This is a genomic window from Qipengyuania sp. R86523 (assembly GCF_044596365.1).
GTDB lineage: Bacteria > Pseudomonadota > Alphaproteobacteria > Sphingomonadales > Sphingomonadaceae > Qipengyuania > Qipengyuania citrea.
Window position 1 is genome coordinate 625,117 of record NZ_CP138997.1, and the last position, 16,576, is coordinate 641,692.

At 63.7% G+C, this 16,576-nt stretch carries 17 protein-coding genes; 4 read left to right on the top strand and 13 right to left on the bottom strand.

From position 1 onward, the window contains the following. Positions 1-18: 18 nt before the first annotated feature. The 10 genes from SJY12_RS03055 to SJY12_RS03100 form a co-directional block, all read right to left on the bottom strand. Positions 19-228, bottom strand: a complete 210-nt coding sequence (locus tag SJY12_RS03055; protein WP_063510498.1) for a hypothetical protein — start codon at positions 226-228, stop codon at positions 19-21. Next, a complete protein-coding gene (gene ccoS / locus SJY12_RS03060) occupies positions 225-377 on the bottom strand; it encodes a cbb3-type cytochrome oxidase assembly protein CcoS (RefSeq protein WP_050601277.1) in 153 nt (50 codons plus the stop codon). Before ccoS ends, SJY12_RS03055 begins: the two co-directional genes overlap by 4 nt. Beyond that, positions 374-2,497 (bottom strand): heavy metal translocating P-type ATPase, encoded by a 2,124-nt coding sequence (locus SJY12_RS03065; RefSeq protein WP_397505951.1) that lies wholly within the window; start codon positions 2,495-2,497, stop codon positions 374-376. Before SJY12_RS03065 ends, ccoS begins: the two co-directional genes overlap by 4 nt. Further along, the gene (locus SJY12_RS03070; protein WP_348035783.1) at positions 2,494-2,943 is read right to left on the bottom strand and encodes a FixH family protein; all 450 of its coding nucleotides are present in this window, start codon (positions 2,941-2,943) and stop codon (positions 2,494-2,496) included. Before SJY12_RS03070 ends, SJY12_RS03065 begins: the two co-directional genes overlap by 4 nt. After that, positions 2,940-4,523, bottom strand: coding sequence for a cytochrome c oxidase accessory protein CcoG (gene ccoG, locus SJY12_RS03075; RefSeq protein ID WP_397505952.1), 1,584 nt, complete (start codon positions 4,521-4,523; stop codon positions 2,940-2,942). Before ccoG ends, SJY12_RS03070 begins: the two co-directional genes overlap by 4 nt. Then, entirely contained in the window at positions 4,510-5,421 is a 912-nt protein-coding gene (gene ccoP, locus SJY12_RS03080; RefSeq protein WP_397505953.1) for a cytochrome-c oxidase, cbb3-type subunit III, read from the bottom strand. The genes ccoG and ccoP overlap by 14 nt, the downstream gene beginning before the upstream one ends. Next, a complete protein-coding gene (locus SJY12_RS03085; RefSeq protein WP_063507159.1) occupies positions 5,411-5,575 on the bottom strand; it encodes a CcoQ/FixQ family Cbb3-type cytochrome c oxidase assembly chaperone in 165 nt (54 codons plus the stop codon). The genes ccoP and SJY12_RS03085 overlap by 11 nt, the downstream gene beginning before the upstream one ends. Further along, positions 5,572-6,336 carry a cytochrome-c oxidase, cbb3-type subunit II gene (ccoO, locus tag SJY12_RS03090; protein WP_050601273.1) on the bottom strand — a complete coding sequence of 255 codons (765 nt, stop codon included), beginning with the start codon at positions 6,334-6,336 and terminating at the stop codon, positions 5,572-5,574. The genes SJY12_RS03085 and ccoO overlap by 4 nt, the downstream gene beginning before the upstream one ends. Positions 6,337-6,349: 13 nt before the next feature. After that, entirely contained in the window at positions 6,350-8,023 is a 1,674-nt protein-coding gene (ccoN, locus tag SJY12_RS03095) for a cytochrome-c oxidase, cbb3-type subunit I (protein WP_050601272.1), read from the bottom strand. A 79-nt stretch (positions 8,024-8,102) separates the two neighbouring features. Next, complete coding sequence (locus tag SJY12_RS03100) at positions 8,103-8,804, bottom strand: helix-turn-helix domain-containing protein (RefSeq protein ID WP_397505954.1); 702 nt, start codon at positions 8,802-8,804, stop codon at positions 8,103-8,105. A 141-nt stretch (positions 8,805-8,945) separates the two neighbouring features. Here SJY12_RS03100 and SJY12_RS03105 point away from each other — a divergent pair, with 141 nt between their 5' ends. The 4 genes from SJY12_RS03105 (at position 8,946) to SJY12_RS03120 (ending at position 11,628) form a co-directional block, all read left to right on the top strand. Beyond that, positions 8,946-9,614, top strand: coding sequence for an OmpW family protein (locus SJY12_RS03105; protein ID WP_397505955.1), 669 nt, complete (start codon positions 8,946-8,948; stop codon positions 9,612-9,614). A 203-nt stretch (positions 9,615-9,817) separates the two neighbouring features. Next, positions 9,818-10,174, top strand: coding sequence for a hypothetical protein (locus tag SJY12_RS03110; protein WP_397505956.1), 357 nt, complete (start codon positions 9,818-9,820; stop codon positions 10,172-10,174). Continuing rightward, positions 10,174-11,073, top strand: a complete 900-nt coding sequence (locus SJY12_RS03115; protein ID WP_397505957.1) for a hypothetical protein — start codon at positions 10,174-10,176, stop codon at positions 11,071-11,073. Before SJY12_RS03110 ends, SJY12_RS03115 begins: the two co-directional genes overlap by 1 nt. Before the next feature lie 144 nt (positions 11,074-11,217). Next, positions 11,218-11,628, top strand: a complete 411-nt coding sequence (locus tag SJY12_RS03120; protein WP_050601267.1) for a hypothetical protein — start codon at positions 11,218-11,220, stop codon at positions 11,626-11,628. Between the two features lie 75 nt (positions 11,629-11,703). Here SJY12_RS03120 and SJY12_RS03125 read toward each other — a convergent pair whose 3' ends face one another. The 3 genes from SJY12_RS03125 to SJY12_RS03135 are packed head-to-tail and all read right to left on the bottom strand — an operon-like array spanning position 11,704 to position 16,574. Further along, on the bottom strand, positions 11,704-14,601 hold the full coding sequence (locus SJY12_RS03125) for a CHAT domain-containing protein (RefSeq protein WP_397505958.1): 2,898 nt from the start codon (positions 14,599-14,601) through the stop codon (positions 11,704-11,706). 48 nt (positions 14,602-14,649) lie between these two features. Further along, complete coding sequence (locus SJY12_RS03130) at positions 14,650-15,231, bottom strand: hypothetical protein (RefSeq protein WP_050601265.1); 582 nt, start codon at positions 15,229-15,231, stop codon at positions 14,650-14,652. Next, entirely contained in the window at positions 15,228-16,574 is a 1,347-nt protein-coding gene (locus SJY12_RS03135) for a sensor histidine kinase (protein ID WP_397505959.1), read from the bottom strand. Before SJY12_RS03135 ends, SJY12_RS03130 begins: the two co-directional genes overlap by 4 nt. Positions 16,575-16,576: the final 2 nt, after the last annotated feature.

The window sequence follows — 16,576 nt, forward strand, 5'->3', positions numbered from 1 at the left end:
AGGGCCGCACCACGCGCGTCATTGCGCCAGATCAAATCTCTTGCGACATGAACCTGCGTGGCACGCCTTCACGGCGCAGGGCTCCTCACGCGCCGGGTTGCGATCGACGGGAATTTCCACCGATCCGCCGTTGCACAGATCGGCGGTGATGGTCCGTGCGGGCTGCGGCAGCGGACCGACCGCCAGTGGCAGCAACACGAGGATGCCCGGTAGCACGGATCCGGTCATCGCTCGTCTTCCTCATCGTCGATCAGGATACGCTGCGCAGCGCCATCGAGATCCTCGAACTGGCCCCGCTTCATGGCCCAGAAGAACGCGGCGAGACCGAGCATTCCAAGGCCCAGCGCAATCGGGATCAGGAAGGCGAGGCCGCTCATTGCGCCGCCCTGGCAAGCCTGAGCGAATTGCCCACCACGACGAGCGAGCTGAGCGACATCGCCACCGCTGCGATCAAGGGCGTTACAAGACCGGCCAGCGCCAGCGGCAAGGCAAAGACATTGTAGACGATCGCGAAAGTGAAGTTCTGTCGCACGATCCGCATGGTCCGGCGGGCGACCCGTACCGCCAGCACGACGGGACGCAGCGACCGGCCGAGGAAGACCGCATCGGCTGCCTGCTGGCTCACATCGCTGGCGCTGCCCGGCGCTATCGAGGCATGCGCCGCGGCCAGCGCCGGGCCGTCATTGATGCCATCCCCCACCATGAGCGGGTGATGCCCTGCTGATTTGAGTTTTTCGATATGTGCAAGCTTGGCGTCGGGGTGAAGTTCGGCCTTCCACTCGAGCCCCAGGTCGCCGGCGACCGCGCTCACCGGCCCCGCCCTGTCACCCGAGACCACCGCACTTTCAATGCCCGCAGCGGCAAGCTCGTCCAAAGTCGCCTGGGCATCGTGCCGAACGGGGTCGTCGAACGCGATATTCGTGACCTCGTCGCCGATCCGCAGTCCGGTAGCGATACGGAACCCGTCGGTATCGGGGCGGGTGAGCGCGACTGCGATACCGCCGAAGACAGCGGAGACACCGGTGCCGCCCGTTTCTTGCACACCCGACAAGTCGACGGGTTGCACGCCGCGCCCTTCGAGCGCGCGGGTGATGCTCTTGCTCAGCGGATGGCGGCTGGTGCGGGCAAGTGCCAGGGCGATCGCTGCCTGCCGGTCGGTAAGATGGCCCAAGGCGGGCACCGGCTCGCCCACGGTCAGCGTGCCCGTCTTGTCGAACAGCGCGGTATCGATTTCGGCAAGCCGTTCTAGCGCGCTGCCATCCTTGACCAGCAGGCCGTTCCTGGCGAGCGCCCCTGACGCCACGACCTGCGCTGCCGGAACCGCGAGCCCCATTGCGCACGGGCAGGTGATGATCAGCACCGCAATCGCGATCACCAGCGACTGGTACCAACCCGCCCCGGCGATCATCCACCCGGCAAAGGCCAGCAGCGCGAGCGAGTGCACCGCCGGGGCGTAAAGCCGGGATGCGCGATCCGCAATGCGGACATAGTGGCTGCGTGATTGGCCCGCCTCGTCCATGAGCCGCGCGATCCCCGCGAGCGCCGTATCCGAAGCGGCCTCTGTCACCCGCACGCGCACTGCATTCCCAAGATTGATCGCCCCGGCATAAACCGTATCGCCGACCCGTGCCGCCTGCGGTGCGCTTTCCCCGGTCAGCATGGCATTGTCGAGCGTCGTCTCCCCTTCCTCGATCACGCCATCGGCTGCGAGCGCTTCGCCGGCCGCGACGATTATCAGCATGCCCCGCTCGAGATCCTCCGCAGCGACGGTGCGATGCGCCCCGCTTTCATCGAGGACCATCGCGCTGCGACCCATGCGCGACAGCAGGGCTCCGATTCCTGCGCGCGTCCGGTTGCGCATCGTCGCGTCGAGCGCGCGCCCGGCAAGCAGGAAGAACAGCAGCATGACCGCGCTGTCGAAATAGGCATGGCCCGTGCCCGCGATGGTCTCGTAGAGGCTCAAGCCCGTCGCCAGCAGGACCCCGATGGAGATCGGCACATCCATGTTGGTGCGTCGGTGGCGCAGTGCCATTGCAGCGCTCGCGAAGAAAGGCCGGCCGGCATAGGCCACCACCGGCAAGGCAATCATCGCCGACAGCCAGTGGAACAGGTCGCGCGTAACCCCTTCCGCGCCCGACCATACGCTGACCGAAAGCAGCATGATGTTCATCATGCCGAAGCCGGCTACGGCGAGCGCCCGCATCAGCGCCGCCGATTCGCGGTCGTCGCGCGCCATCGGATTGTCGGCCACGGACTGGGCCTCGAACCCGATGGCGGCAATCGCTTCGATCAGGTCATCCTCACCCAGCCGCTCGTGGTGGCGGACGGCGACACGCTTGGCGGAGAAGTTCACCCGCGCCGCGTCGACACCTTCGAGCTTCGCCAGCCCGCGCTCGATCTTCGATATGCACCCGGCACAGCGCATGCCCGGCACGGTGAACCGGCTGTCGCGCAAGGGCATGCTACCCTGCGTGTCGAGTGCAAGCGGGGCATTCATTGCACTTCCGCTTCATCCATCCAGCGCTGGTCACCGACGGCGATGGTAACGCGCGCGATCCAGCGGCCCGCGGGCAGGGTTTCGGCCGAGAGATAGCTGCCCGCCCCTGCCTGCTCCAGCTGCAAGGACATGTCCTGCGGCCGGCCGAGCGGTCGCCGCAAATCGGCAGAGACGCGTGCCGCCGGCGGCACACCCTGCGTCGCTACCATCAGCCTGCCGTCCGCGGCGCGAGCCATCTGCGCAGCATAGCCAAGCTTGCGGCCCTCGCGCGCCTCGTCGAGCCAGCCATTGAACTTCTGGCTCGCGACATAGGAGTTCTCGACCACCACGCCGCCGAAACCGCCGATGGCGAGCGAGGCCATGTAGAAATTCACCGCAACCACGACCCCGAAACCGGCGACCATGACCATGGCCATGTCCCGTCCTGTAAATTCACGGCGCATCATTCATCCTCCGGTGCATCGAAGCGCGTTTCCACCACATCCGTTTCGCGTTGCTCGTCGAGCGAGGTGACGCGGAATTCGAATTGCTGCGGTTCGGTGCCGACCGGCACGACGACATAGGCGCGCACTGCCCGCATGAGATCGGCCGGCACTGTCACCCGCTGCGTGGCTGAGGCCTCGTCGCGGTTGATCGTGTCGGTCCACATGAGAGCGCCGGGCAGGCCCTCGACCGCGATCTCCATGGCGCGCGGGCGGCTTTCCATGTTGCGGATCTTGAGCGTGTAGGAATTGCGCACCGACCCGTCCGACATGAGCATGAAGGGCGGGTTGCGATCGGGGGCGACGGTCAGTTCGGTATGACTGCGCGTACCCAGCGCGAACAGCAGTGCTCCGCCGATCCCAGCCCAGATCATCGTATAGGCGATCGTGCGCGGCCGCAGCAGCGTGCGCCAGGGCGATTTCACGGCTTCGCCGGCTGCCTCGCGCTCGCAATCTTCGAGCGTCGCATAATCGATCAAACCCCGCGGGCGTCCGATATCGTCCATGACCCGGTCGCAGGCATCGATGCACAACCCGCAGGTGATGCAGCCGATCTGCGGTCCTTCGCGGATATCGATCCCCGTCGGGCACACTTGCACGCACTGGGTGCAATCGATGCAGTCGCCGAACCGGTCGGGGTTCTTCGCTGCCTTCTTGACGCTTCCGCGCGGCTCGCCGCGCCAGTCCTTGTAGGTCACCAGCAGCGAATTTTCGTCCATCATCGCCGTCTGGATGCGTGGCCAGGGGCACATGTAGATGCACACCTGTTCGCGCATGAAGCCGCCCAGCGTGACCGTAGTCAGTGTCAGCACCGCGACCGTTATGTAGGCAACCGATGCCGCCTCGCCGCGCCAGAAATCCTGGACCAGCGTGGGCGCATCGGCGAAATACATGATCCACGCGCCACCGGTCCAGAACCCGATGAACAGGTAAATGCTCCACTTGAAGGCGCGGCGCGCCACCTTGCTCCAGGTCCACGGTGCCGCGTCGAGCCGGATGCGCGCATTGCGATCGCCGTCGACGAAGCGGTCGACGTGCTGAAACAGGTCCGTCCACACCGTCTGCGGACAAGCATAGCCGCACCATGCGCGCCCCACGGCGCTGGTCACGAGAAACAGGCCGATCCCCGCCATGATCAGCAGCCCGGCCACGAAGTAGAATTCGTGCGGCCAGATCTCGATGCTGAACATGTAGAAGCGGCGATTGGCGAGATCTACCAGCACGGCCTGGTCGGGCGCGTAGGGGCCGCGGTCCCAGCGGACCCACGGCGTTACATAGTAGATCCCCAGGGTGACCAGCATCACCAGCCATTTGAACCGGCGGAAAGGCCCGTCGATCCGTTTGTTGTGCACTGCCTTGCGCGGCTCGTAGAGCCGTTCGGGCAAGTGCTCTCGCGCGGGTTCGTGCGGTTCGTGGCGACGCGTCGTTGCCGCAGGATCGGCAATCGCACTCGAGACCGGCTGGTTGCTCTTGGCGATGCCGTCCTCGACGACTACCGACCAGTCGCGTTCACCCGGTGGCCTGTTGTCTTCAGGGTTGTTCATCGACCGCTACCTCGGGATCCTCGGCAACTTCCACGAAGTCTTCGCCTCCCCCGAGCGAGTGTACATAGGCCGCCAACATCTTCAGCGTCACCGGATCGAGCCGGCCCTCCCACTTGGGCATCATGCCCATGCGCGGATTGAGGATCTGCTGCTTGATCGCCTCGCGGCTGCTGCCCCGCAGCCAGATCGCATCGTTGAGCGTGGGTGCGCCCTGCGCCCGGTCCCCTTCCCCGCGGATGCCGTGGCAGGCAGCGCAATTGTCGGCATAGATCTGTGCACCCACCGGATTGCTCTCGGCCTTGCCGCTGAAGGCGAGAACGTGATCGGTCAGGGCATTGAGCTGGTCGGTATCGAACGCGCCCGCGAAGGGCGGCATGACGCTGCTGCGGGTCTCGTCGTCGCCAGCCTGCCGAATGCCATGCGCAAGCGTGTATTCGATCGCCCTGAGATCGCCGCCCCATAGCCAGTCGTCGTCATTGAGGTTGGGATAGCCAAGTTCCTGGCTGCCCGCCGCGCCCGAACCATGACACTGCACGCAATTGACGCGGAACGCAGCTGCGCCACCGGCAACCGCCTGCTGCATCAGCGGGCCGTCTTCGGGCAGGCGTTCGATCGGAATGCGGGCCAGCTGCTCGCGCACGGTAGCGCGGGCCTGGTCGGCAGCGCTCATTTCCTCTGCCAGTTCCCCCCGGCTCGACCAGCCCAGCACGCCCTCGGTCGCCCGGTCGATCATCGGCCAGGCTGGATAGGCAATCACATAGCCCACCGCGAAGGCAATCGTCAGATAAAAGGTCCACAGCCACCAGCGCGGCAGCGGCGTATCGAGTTCCTCGATGCCATCCCATTCATGGCCGACGGTGGGCGTGCCGGTCGGTTGGTCGATGCGCTTATTCGCCATCGGCTTTTCCTTCGAAGATCAGGTTTGCAGCGTCGCGGTTGCGTTCTTTCGCGCCGGGTCGGAACGGCCAGGCGCACAGCCCGACGAACAGCGCCAGCATCAGCACCAGCGCATAGCTGTCGGCGAAGTGGCGCAGGGTTTCGTAGATGCTCATCGGCCCTTCTCCTCGGCCAGTTCCTCGAGCGGTGCGGCGCTGTCGAAATCGACGAGCGTGCCAAGCATCTGCAGATAGGCGATGAGCGCATCCATCTCGGTCAGCTTGTCGGGATTGCCATCGAAATCGCGGATCTGCGCCTTGGGATAGCGCGCCGCGAGATCGCCGGGATCGCGATCGGGATCCGCCTGCGCGAGCATATCGGCCTCGGCATTCGCGAGGTCTTCCTCGGTATAGGGCACGCCCACCCGCATGAGCGCGACCATGGTCGCTTCGGGATCGCCGATTTCGAGTTCGGTCTCCTTGAGGAAGCCGTATTGCGGCATGACGCTTTCGGGCACCACGCTTTGCGGGTCCTCGAGGTGCTGGACGTGCCATTCGTCGGAATAGCGGCCACCCACGCGCGCCAGGTCGGGTCCGGTGCGCTTGGAGCCCCACTGGAACGGATGGTCGTACATGCTTTCGGCAGCGAGGCTGTAGTGGCCGTAGCGCTCCACCTCGTCACGGAACGGGCGGACCATCTGGCTATGGCACACGTAGCAACCCTCGCGGATGTAGATGTCGCGCCCTGCCTGTTCGAGCGGGGTGTACGGGCGCACGCCCTCGACCTCCTCGATGGTATTGTCGAGATAGAACAAAGGCGTGATCTGGACGAGACCGCCAATGGCGACGGTCACGAAAGTGCCGATGGCCAGCAGGGTGATGTTGCGCTCGAGCCGCTTGTGGCCCTTGACGGTTTCTTCGACGACGGGATCGGTCATGGCTTGGGTGATCCTATTCGGCCGGAACGGCGCTGGGCTGGTTGACGATCGGACGATCCGCTTCGGGATCGTAGGCAGCGTCGTTGAGCGGAGCTTCGACACGCTGCTTCCCGGCCAGCGTCATCCAGATGTTGTAGGACATGATGAGGGCACCGCCGAGGTACATCAGGCCGCCCGCGGCGCGCATGACATACATCGGGTGCAGCGCGGCAACGGTGTCGGCGAAGCTGTTCACCAGGTATCCGTCCGGCCCATATTCGCGCCACATCAGGCCCTGGGTGACACCGGCAACCCACATGCTCGCGGCGTAGAAAACGATGCCGATCGTCGCGAGCCAGAAGTGCCAGTTGATCATGCGCAGCGAATACATCCGTTCGCGCTTCCACAGGCGCGGTACGAGGAAATAGACGCAGGCGAAGGTGATCATGCCGTTCCAGCCGAGCGCGCCCGAATGCACGTGGCCGATGGTCCAGTCGGTGTAGTGCGACAGGCTGTTGACGCTCTTGATCGACAGCATCGGTCCTTCGAAGGTGCTCATGCCGTAGAAGGCGAGTGCCATTACCATCATGCGGATGATCGGGTCGGTGCGAACCTTGTCCCAGGCCCCGTTGAGGGTCATCAGCCCGTTGATCATGCCACCCCAGCTCGGCATCCACAGCATGATCGAGAAGACCATGCCCAGCGTCTGCGCCCAGTCGGGCAGCGCTGTGTAGTGCAGGTGGTGCGGGCCCGCCCAGATGTAGAGGAAGATCAGCGACCAGAAGTGGATGATCGACAGCCGGTAGGAATAGACCGGGCGTTCAGCCTGCTTGGGGACGAAGTAATACATCATCGCCAGAAAGCCCGCAGTGAGGAAGAAGCCGACCGCATTGTGGCCGTACCACCACTGCGTCAGCGCATCCTGCACCCCGGCAAACGCGCTGTAGCTCTTGGCGCCCAGCAGGCTCACCGGCATCGCCAGGTTGTTGACGATGTGCAGCATCGCAACCGTCACGATGAAGGCGAGATAGAACCAGTTGGCGACGTAGATATGCGGTTCCTTGCGGCGCGCCAGCGTGCCGACGAAGACCACGAAATAGGCAACCCAGACGATCGTCAGCCACAAGTCGACGTACCATTCGGGCTCGGCATATTCCTTCGACTGGGTAATGCCGAGCAGGTAGCCGGTCGCTGCCAGCACGATGAACAGCTGGTAGCCCCAGAAGACGAACCGCGCGAGATTGGGAAAAGCCAGCTGTGTGCGGCAGGTGCGCTGCACGACGTAGAAGCTCGTCGCCAGCAGGGCGTTGCCGCCGAAGGCGAAGATCACCGCGCTGGTATGCAGCGGACGCAGGCGTCCGAAATTGAGATAGGGTTCGAAATTCAGCTGCGGATATGCCAGCTGGGCAGCGATGAAAACGCCCGCCAGAAGGCCCGCGAGGCCCCAGAACATGGTGGCGATGACGCCCCAGCGAATGGGATCGTCGTCATACCGCGAAGGTCCGTCAGGAAGCTTGAAGAAGCCCCGCGCCTTGCCCAGCGGGTCGAACCGCGAGGCGCTGACCCAGATCATCACGAAACCAAGGGCTGCAATGATCCAGGCGTGCGCCGCGAAGCCGCTATCCGCCGCCCCGAGCGCTGCCGCCATCGCGACCAGCATGACCAGGAACCACAGGCCCACCCGGCCCAGCGCCGTTTCCGCTTGCATAGAATTCTCCGTCCTTTTGCAGGGGGTTAAGCGGGTATCCCGCGAAGGGCATTGACCCAGATCAAATTCGGAAAAGATTTCACGCGGCCTCGCGCAGGAAACCCGCGCGGTCCCGGAGGCTCTCCAGGGCGTTCAAAATCACGCCTGAACGGCCCACCGTCTCGATCACCCCGTCGTCCCTCAGCTTCGATAGTTGACGGCTGACAGTCTCGATCGTGAGCCCGAGACTGTCCGAGATATCACGGCGGGACATCGGCAATTCGAGAACCAGCCGGCCGTCCTGCTCGACCCCGATCCGCTCGGCCATCCCGACCAGGAACACGGCAATGCGTTCGCCCGCCGTCTTGCGGCCCAGCGCGATCGTCTTCTCGCGGCAACGGCGCAGCGAAAGCGTGGTGTTTTCCAGCAAATGGTGGAGGACCCCCGCTTCGCTCGATGCCAGCCGGAGGAATTCGGCCGAGTCGAAAGCCAGGATGTCGCAGTCCTTGAGCGCGCTGACGGAGTAGGAATAGTTGTCGGGACCGGGGACAGTGAAGACCTCGCCAGCGAATTGGAAAGCGACGATCTGGTCGCGCAACTCTGACGCGTGCGCCACCAGCTTGGTAGCCCCGTCGACGACGAAGACGATCTGCTGGCCCGCCCCCGCGAAATCCAGAGAATGCGCCTTGGCAAGCCGGCTTGCCCGGGCGAGCGCCTGGAACCGGAAGTATACGGTATCCGACAGATTTGCGGGAAGTATCCGGTTGGCAAATCGCTGGAAGGGTTCGGCTGGTGTGATCATGAAGCCGCCCTCGCCCCGATAAGCCGGCGCTTCCTTGACCCAGATCAATGCCGGCAAGAAATTTTCGCGCCACAGCCATCCCAGCGCTGCAACATCCCTGGGCCGCATGGGGCGGCCACTGCCGCGCTCGAGGACGATCGAATGAAGAAGTTTCTGGTAGCTGCGCTGGCCGGTACGGCAATGTTCGCCGCACCTGCCCAGGCCGCGGACAACGACGGCAAGCTGCAGGTAAAGCTGCTCGGCACCCTTGTCGCACCCGATGGCAAAATCACCGATATCAACACGGATATCGTGGGCCTTCCCGCCACGACGCAGACCGAGGCGAGCGACAATTTCGTACCCACGCTGGCAATCGAATATTTCGCCGCGCCGAATTTCTCGATCGAGACGATCTGCTGCGTGACACAACATGATGTCGATGCGGTGGCCGGGCTGCCGGGTGCAGAGCTGGTGTCAGACGCCAAGGTCATCCCCGCAACTTTCACGGCGAAGTACCATTTCGATCTCGGCGGCGTGAAACCCTATCTCGGTGCCGGGGCCACCTATTTCTGGTGGGTCGATGTCGAACCGGGTGCGGACACCATTCCGCTCGGTGTGACGCGCACCACGCTGTCGGACGAATTCGGCCTCGTGCTGCAGGCAGGTACCGATATCGCGCTTGGCGACAGCGGTCTCGGCCTGACGATCGACGCGAAACGCTATTTCGTCGACACGACCGCGCGCTGGTATGCCGGCAACACGCTCGCAATCGAAACCGAACACAAGCTCGACCCGTGGGTATTGAGCGCAGGCGTAAGCTATCGCTTCTGACCGAAGCCAGGCATAATCGGCCTGTAACCTGAGAGGCCTGCCCCCCGGCGATGGCCCGCCCGGGGGGCGGGACCAAGCAACGAGTATCCCGAGAGCTCCTCACCTCCTGTCGAGAGGCCTTCGTCATCTTCTTAACAGCATTTGTAAATTTCCGGAGACGGCGTCCTTCGGTAATCGGATCCGACCGAACCGAGGGGAAAACCATGACGCCGAAATTTCTGATATCGCTGGCCTGTGGCACCGCGCTGCTCGCGTTCTCGCAGCCAGTCCTTGCGAAAGATCCGAGCCCGAAGAAGCTGCTCGAGATGAGCGCAGGCTGTGCATATGTCGTCTCGATCGCAGAAGGCAGCGACGTGAGCCTAAATTATGGATCGGCGGAATGGATCGGCCTGGTTAGGATCATCGAACAGCGGACCGGTCTCGACGGCGAAAAAGCGATCCAGACGGCCAAGGCCAAGTACAACAAGCGGGCGCGTGTGATGGGGGCGGACGAGGCGCGCAACCACATGTTTAAACGCGCGCGCGACTGCGATCGCGAAATGGCCGTTATCCAGTCGTGATGCCGTCCGCCCTCCGAGGACGCCGCGACACGCTCCACGCGTCCCCCGGCGTCCTCGCGCTTGGCGCGGCGGCTTGCTTGCTGGTGGCGGCGGCTCCGCTACGCGCCAATACGGAAGACGCCGAACTGATCTACGAATGCGGTCTGGCGATGCAGTTCGCCGAGAAAGAAGACATTCAACTGCCCGTTTCATCCAACCGTGCGATGGGCCATTTTGCCGAAGTGACACGGAATGATCCGAACCTTCGCAACGAGGCGGATCGGCAAGTTCGAGCCGTCTGGGACGGGATGAGAAAGAGCGACGGGCGCCCCGCGCTCGAGCGTTACGTCCTGTCCGTCGCACAGGACTGTTCCGACCTCTACGTCGAACTGGCAGAGCGCGACGCCGCAGCGGTAGAGGGCGAGCTCAATTCGCTGGGCACCCTGTCAGCCGCGGCGCTCCGGTCTTATGCGACACGAACGGGCGATCTCGGCGAAATCGCCAATTACCTCGTCTACAATTACCCATACGGCAAAGACCTGTTCAAGCCGAACGAGGATGGCGATCTGCTCGGCCAGCTGGTCGTGGAAGCGGGCGCGTCCGGGCTACGTCGATGGAGCGACGAAGCGATCTATGCGATCGCGAACAAGCATTACTGGCAGTATAATCCGCCCGCCACCCGCTTGGTCGATGCAGAGTATAGACGCCGCATGCGGATGATGCGCCAGACCCAATCGGAAGCGCAACGCTGGGCGCAGCGCGCGGCCGACGATCGCGCGGCGCAGGCGCGGCGGGCGAATGCGCCCTACGTCGGATCGCTTGGCAGCGGAAGTTCGAGCAGACCGAAACCGGGCAGCGGTGTCGTCGTCTGCACCACCTACAAGGGCACCGGCGGCGGGCGGGTCTGCAAGGAAGACTGAGGCGCCGGTGAAACCGTGCTTGCGCTTCCATCGAGGCAGTGCGCAGAACGTGAGGGGAAAAGTGAAATGTGTGCGCGACGTAAACTCTTGGGTAGCGGCGCTCTGGCGCTAGCCCTTTCGGCAGGCGTGTCCTTTCTGCCGAATATGGCGCTTGCTCAGCCGCAACAGGTCCTCCGGGACGGCGCGGAAAGCGCTGCCATGCACAATGCAGCCTATGATCGAGGATTGGCGGAGTCCTATACCTCGCCCGAAACAATCGGTGAGATGCTGCAATGCTCCGCGCTGTGGCAGCGTTGGTCCGATATCCTGGGGAGCTCCCAGGATTCGGCATTCGTTGCGAACCTGCGCGAAGAATTGTCAGCCGCTCGTGCGGGAATCCGCCATCGCTATTGGCAGCGTCAGGCACGTCGCGACATGCGGGAAGACAGCGATCTGAGCTATTTCGACAAAATGCACGCCAGGGCTGAAAGCTGGGCGGACAGCCAAGCCGCCGGCTACGCCACCGGTGCCGACAGTAAAATCAGTTCGATGATGAGCTGGCTGGCAACCTGCTAGAACCGCTTTGCGCGCAAGCTCCGGCGGGGGATCCTGTCGCCTGTTTCGGGACTGTCGACATAGCGGACGCGACATTTATCGACCGTCGATGAGCACCATGCTCGCCCACCGCTCAGGATTGGCGGATCCGCTGTCCGTTTCGCTCTCCAGCATCGATAATTGAGCAAGACGAAGAGCGTCCGCGTGGGCGTGCCCATCACGCAGGCGCTTAACGAATTCCACGGTCAGCTGCGACGCGGCTTCGTCCTGGACCCGCCAATGCGAGAGCATCACGCGCTCGCTTCCCGACGCGAAAAAGGCATTTGCAAGACCCGTATAAGCAGGAGCAGCATGAGTGCGTCCCGCGGCGGTGTTGCATGCGGAGAGGATCGCGATCTGGGTCGAAAGGCCAAGCTCCGCAATTTCACCGGCAAGCAGGATGCCGTCGTCGGTCGTACCGCCCGTTCCCGATCCGGGCGTCAGGACGAGCGCCGGTTCCCGTAGACCGCCCAGTTCCCCTTCCATGAGACCGTGCGTGGCGAACAGGACTACACTGTATTCTGCTTCAGCCAGCAGCCGAAGCCGGGCTTCGGTTGCGTCCCCGCCGATGAGGAGGATGCGCTCGCTGGCGCCGCTGACTTCCCCCGCAAGCCGGACCTCCTCGCGGCTCGCAGGCAGCGAGGGCAGCGATCGCAAATCCACGGCGGTTGCCACGACCGCCCGCGTTTCCCCAGCGAACGCTTCGTCCGAATTTGCGGCGGCGCCTATGCCGAGAAACCGCCCGGCATTCCCCCCATCTTGTCTCGAGCCCAGTACAGCGGAAGGCGAAAGAACCGTCGCGAATGCGTGATGGCGGACCAGCCATTCCATCTCGCTGAAGTCCCGCACCTGTCGGTCGGGCACGGAAGACAGCAAAGCGGAAAATGGCAGACGCGAGAGAGCATCGCTCGTAACCAAGGATACCCGGGTCTTTCCATTGAGCGCCGCTGCGATTTCGGCCGACAGGACGAGGTCGTGCAACGCCTTCGCATCGTCGAATGGGAATGCGTCTGCACCTTCGCCCGCGTCGAGTGCCAAACGCAATCGTTCCACGAACGGCCGGATGGTTGCGCGCCCCCCCGGCCCCACTTTCATCACCGCCGTTTCGGAGGTCACGGCCATCAGGAGCATCCCCCGCTTGGCAGGCATTGCGATCAGCAGGGCTTCGTCCGGCCGCAATCGGGCTTGGACGGTCTCGATTGATACATCGACCGGTCGCCGCGTCGTATCGAATTCGGGAAGCGCCGTGCGCAAGGCCGCTTCGGCATCGCTCACCGATCGCTCGAGGTCGGCAATTTCCCGCTCGACTTCGCCGATCGCCTCGGATCGCCCCGCGGCCAGCATCGCCGCCCGCTCGCGCGCGAGCAACCGAAGGCGCGCGGTCCCGCTGCGGAGCCTCTCGATATCGGCAGCAAGGTCGGGCCTGTCGAACTGGCCGTGACGCAGCTTGGCCAATTGGCGCGCACGGGCGTTGACGCCCCAACTGGCCAGTTCGAATGCATTGAGCGCATCATCGGCGCGGTCGGAAATGATCGCGGCTTCGGCGATCAGCAGGATCGAGTCGAAGTAATTTTCAAGATCCGCATCGAGTTCGAAGCTGGTCGCATCCTGGATCATCTTGTCGACGATCCGCGCGCGTGCCCTTGCTACGTGCTCCCAACCCTCATCCTGTCCTGCGCGAACCTGCGACAGTCCACGTTGAATAGCTGCATCGACAGGTAGCTCGCGCCCGCTGCTGTTCACGCGCATTTCGATTTCATCGAGGATGTCGAGCGCAGCCTCGGGTTGTCCGCTCTCATCGAGACGCTGCGACAACGTGAGGAGGCCGCGCAGCGCCTTGTCGTCGTCGGTCGGCAGTTCTCGTGCCAGACCCGCAGCCTTGAGCGCGAAATGCATGGCGTCGTCGTCACGGCCGGCTTCGATCGCGGCGTTTGATGCGGAGAGCAACGAGTTCACCGCTTCTGCCGGGCTGATCTCCATCAATCGCTCGTGCCGCGCCAGCATGAGTGCGATGCCTTCGTCATACTGCCCGAGGCGCATCTGGACCACGCCCAGATTGTGCAGTGCGACCAAGGTATTGCGATGTGTCGGGCCAAGCCTTTCGGTCATTATATCGAGTGCACTTCTAGCAGGTTGTTCGGCTTCCTCATATCGTCCCGCCTGCAACAGGACCTTGGCCAAGGTTCCTTGCGCGAAACCGTGGAACGGGTGCTCCTCCGGGAGCAGCTCGTTCGCCATCGCGATCCCCTGCCTCGCGAGACGCAAGGCATCGACCTGGCGACCGGCATCGATGTAGATATTCGCTCCGGTCGAGAGCGCCACGAAGAGCGTGGTGTCGGTCATCCCGCCACGGATCAGGCCCTTGATAGCGGGATCGACATATTCCGCGGCGTCACCGAAGCGGTTCGCTTCGTACAGCGCGGCGGCGTAATTCAGATATCCCAGCCCGAGTGCCTTGGCGTCGGGAGGGGCAATCCCTTCGGGGTCCTGGCCATACAAGCCGGTCCTTATCTTCAGCGACCGCTCCTGCAGTGGGACGTTCTTCTCCGGCTGCCCTACCCCTGTGTAGAAGGTCGCGATGTTGGCCAATGTCCCCGCCATGGCTTCACCATCGGTCGCCCCTGCGGCGATCAGTCGCTTTTCCGCTTCGAGCGAGGATGCGAGCGCGCCGGCAATGTCCTGCTGGTAGTAGCGGCTGTCGCCGATGCGGTTTAGTGCGTGCGCCTGTTCCTCTGCGGGGCCGTTCTCAGCTTCCAGTGCTTCCAGATAGACAGACCACGCACCCTCCGATTTCGCCGCCTCGGCGAGCGGGTCGATCGCCTCTGCGGCCGCTTTCAGGGATGCGAGATCGGTGAGGCCCGCACCTTCGGAAACGGTCTGCACCTGCGGCAGTACTTGTGGAGCGAACGCGATAGCCTGGCCGATCGCGGCAATCGCAAAGATATGACGGTGCATGTCGACGTGTCCCCCTCGAAACAGCGAGGATATGGCATCGCAGGACGATCAATCGATCACAAGCTGGTAGCGTGTCTTTTTCGTGTTGGGGTTACGCAAAGTAATCGTGTGCCGGTGGGTATAGAGCGGCACCCAGCGACATGTGACACGTTCGGCGACCTTCCTGCACAGCGACTGATCGCTGCTGTCACGAACGGAAATCTCCAGCGGCCTTCCTTCGAGCGCGGACAAACTGATCGCGGCACCGCGCCCCGACAGGAACGTCTGCTCAAGCGCGCGTTCTTCCTTTGGTGCGAGTTCTCCCACCATGAACCCCGGACCGAGGATCCGCCCTCGGGTAATGGCAGGCTGATCTGCGGCCGCCCGCCACCGAGCAAGGATGTCGTTCGCTTCTTCGCCGACCGGATGAAGGCCGACGGCATCCAGCCGCGAAAGCGCGAGAGAGAGGGCGGCACGATCGCCATCCTCATAAGCCGACTGCGCGCGATACAGGACCGCCACCGCGGTTCTATCCGTATCTAAACGGGCCGCCGAGTGGCCCGCGAGTGACGCGCTGCGAGGCTCACCCGCCGATCCGGTGCAGCTGCTGGTCAGCGCGCCGAGCAGCGCCATTGCCAGAAGCTTGTTCATGGCGTCTCTCTGCGGAGCTGGAACAGTGCACCGGTTGCACTCGGAAGGCATTCCAGGATCATCGAATGACGTTGTGCGATTGCGGATGCGAGGGCAAGGCCAAGTCCTGCGCCCGGGCGTTCTTCGCCTCCCTTGGCGTCCGGCCCCCGCTGGAAACGCTCGAATATCCGCGTCCGGTCGGCTTCGGCTATGCCAGGCCCATCATCCGCCACGACGAGGACGGGGCCATCACCGAGCGTGACGCGGATTGTCCCTCCGCGCGGGACGTATTTGAGGGCATTGTCGAGGAGGTTGGCCAGCAGGCGCCCGAGCTGTGCTTCGTCACCGTCCAAGACAACGCCGGGCTCCACCTCCCACTGCAGGACCAACCCGGCATCTTCGGCGCTATCGGCATAGAGTTCGCACAAATTGGTAACGAGGGCGGACATGTCGACGGGCGTTAGCATCGATCGATCACTGAGGCGGGCTTTGCTCCACGCGATATCAAGCAGCGATTCCAACATGCTAACCAGCTGCCGGATTTCGCTGCGGGCTTCGGTCAGCCGCCTGGTGACTTGCTCGTCCGGTTGCGTTTCGAGCGCTTTAACCAGCCTCGCATCGAGGTGGGTCAGGGGGGTGCGAATTTCGTGGGCGAGCCTGTCGGTCGTATCGCTGTGGGCTTCCAACAGGTTCCGTACCCGGAGGATCACTTGCGCGCTATTGGCTGCGAGTTCGTCGATTTCGTCGCGGGTTCGTCTGGGGAGCTCTGGCATGGACGCAAGCTCATCGGGGTGCGACAGGGTGCGGTTGATGCGCGCGATGCGGCGCTTCAACCTGTCGGCAGAAAATTTGCCAAGCATCGCCACGACCAAAACCAGAATGGCCCCGCCAACCAGAAACACGGTTCGCACTCCGGCCTTCAATGACTTGGCCGGATCGACCTCATGCGCGACCAGCAGCCATCTATCCGGAGCAAGCCGGGTCGAACGGGCATGCGCGCTGGAACGATGGCCTATCGCGATCATGCCCCGCTCCGAGATTGCCGCATCGAGATCCGGCCAGGCTTCCAGATCGCCCGCGAGGCGGACCCCGTCTGTGCGCATAAGCAGATAGTGCGGCGCTCCCCCGTCGGCGGGCCGCAATGCCAGGCGATCCTCGATCCTCCGCACCAGATCCGCTTCCCCGCTACTGGAATAGATATCGGCCAGACCGGCAAGATCGACATCGACCGCCTCACGCGCACTTTCGTTCAGCGCGGCATCCATCGTTCGCTCCGTCACCAACCAGAGCCCCAGCACCGTGAGGGCCGCCAGCAAAGTGGCGGCGGCAACCAACCGGGAAAAAATGGAACGTGCCGGTGACACGT

Coding starts and splice junctions, on each gene's coding strand:
- SJY12_RS03055 (WP_063510498.1), bottom strand. CDS start 228: ATGACCGGATCCGTGCTACCGGGCATCCTCGTGTTGCTGCCACTGGCG.
- ccoS (WP_050601277.1), bottom strand. CDS start 377: ATGAGCGGCCTCGCCTTCCTGATCCCGATTGCGCTGGGCCTTGGAATG.
- SJY12_RS03065 (WP_397505951.1), bottom strand. CDS start 2,497: ATGAATGCCCCGCTTGCACTCGACACGCAGGGTAGCATGCCCTTGCGC.
- SJY12_RS03070 (WP_348035783.1), bottom strand. CDS start 2,943: ATGATGCGCCGTGAATTTACAGGACGGGACATGGCCATGGTCATGGTC.
- ccoG (WP_397505952.1), bottom strand. CDS start 4,523: ATGAACAACCCTGAAGACAACAGGCCACCGGGTGAACGCGACTGGTCG.
- ccoP (WP_397505953.1), bottom strand. CDS start 5,421: ATGGCGAATAAGCGCATCGACCAACCGACCGGCACGCCCACCGTCGGC.
- SJY12_RS03085 (WP_063507159.1), bottom strand. CDS start 5,575: ATGAGCATCTACGAAACCCTGCGCCACTTCGCCGACAGCTATGCGCTG.
- ccoO (WP_050601273.1), bottom strand. CDS start 6,336: ATGACCGATCCCGTCGTCGAAGAAACCGTCAAGGGCCACAAGCGGCTC.
- ccoN (WP_050601272.1), bottom strand. CDS start 8,023: ATGCAAGCGGAAACGGCGCTGGGCCGGGTGGGCCTGTGGTTCCTGGTC.
- SJY12_RS03100 (WP_397505954.1), bottom strand. CDS start 8,804: ATGATCACACCAGCCGAACCCTTCCAGCGATTTGCCAACCGGATACTT.
- SJY12_RS03105 (WP_397505955.1), top strand. CDS start 8,946: ATGAAGAAGTTTCTGGTAGCTGCGCTGGCCGGTACGGCAATGTTCGCC.
- SJY12_RS03110 (WP_397505956.1), top strand. CDS start 9,818: ATGACGCCGAAATTTCTGATATCGCTGGCCTGTGGCACCGCGCTGCTC.
- SJY12_RS03115 (WP_397505957.1), top strand. CDS start 10,174: ATGCCGTCCGCCCTCCGAGGACGCCGCGACACGCTCCACGCGTCCCCC.
- SJY12_RS03120 (WP_050601267.1), top strand. CDS start 11,218: ATGGCGCTTGCTCAGCCGCAACAGGTCCTCCGGGACGGCGCGGAAAGC.
- SJY12_RS03125 (WP_397505958.1), bottom strand. CDS start 14,601: ATGCACCGTCATATCTTTGCGATTGCCGCGATCGGCCAGGCTATCGCG.
- SJY12_RS03130 (WP_050601265.1), bottom strand. CDS start 15,231: ATGAACAAGCTTCTGGCAATGGCGCTGCTCGGCGCGCTGACCAGCAGC.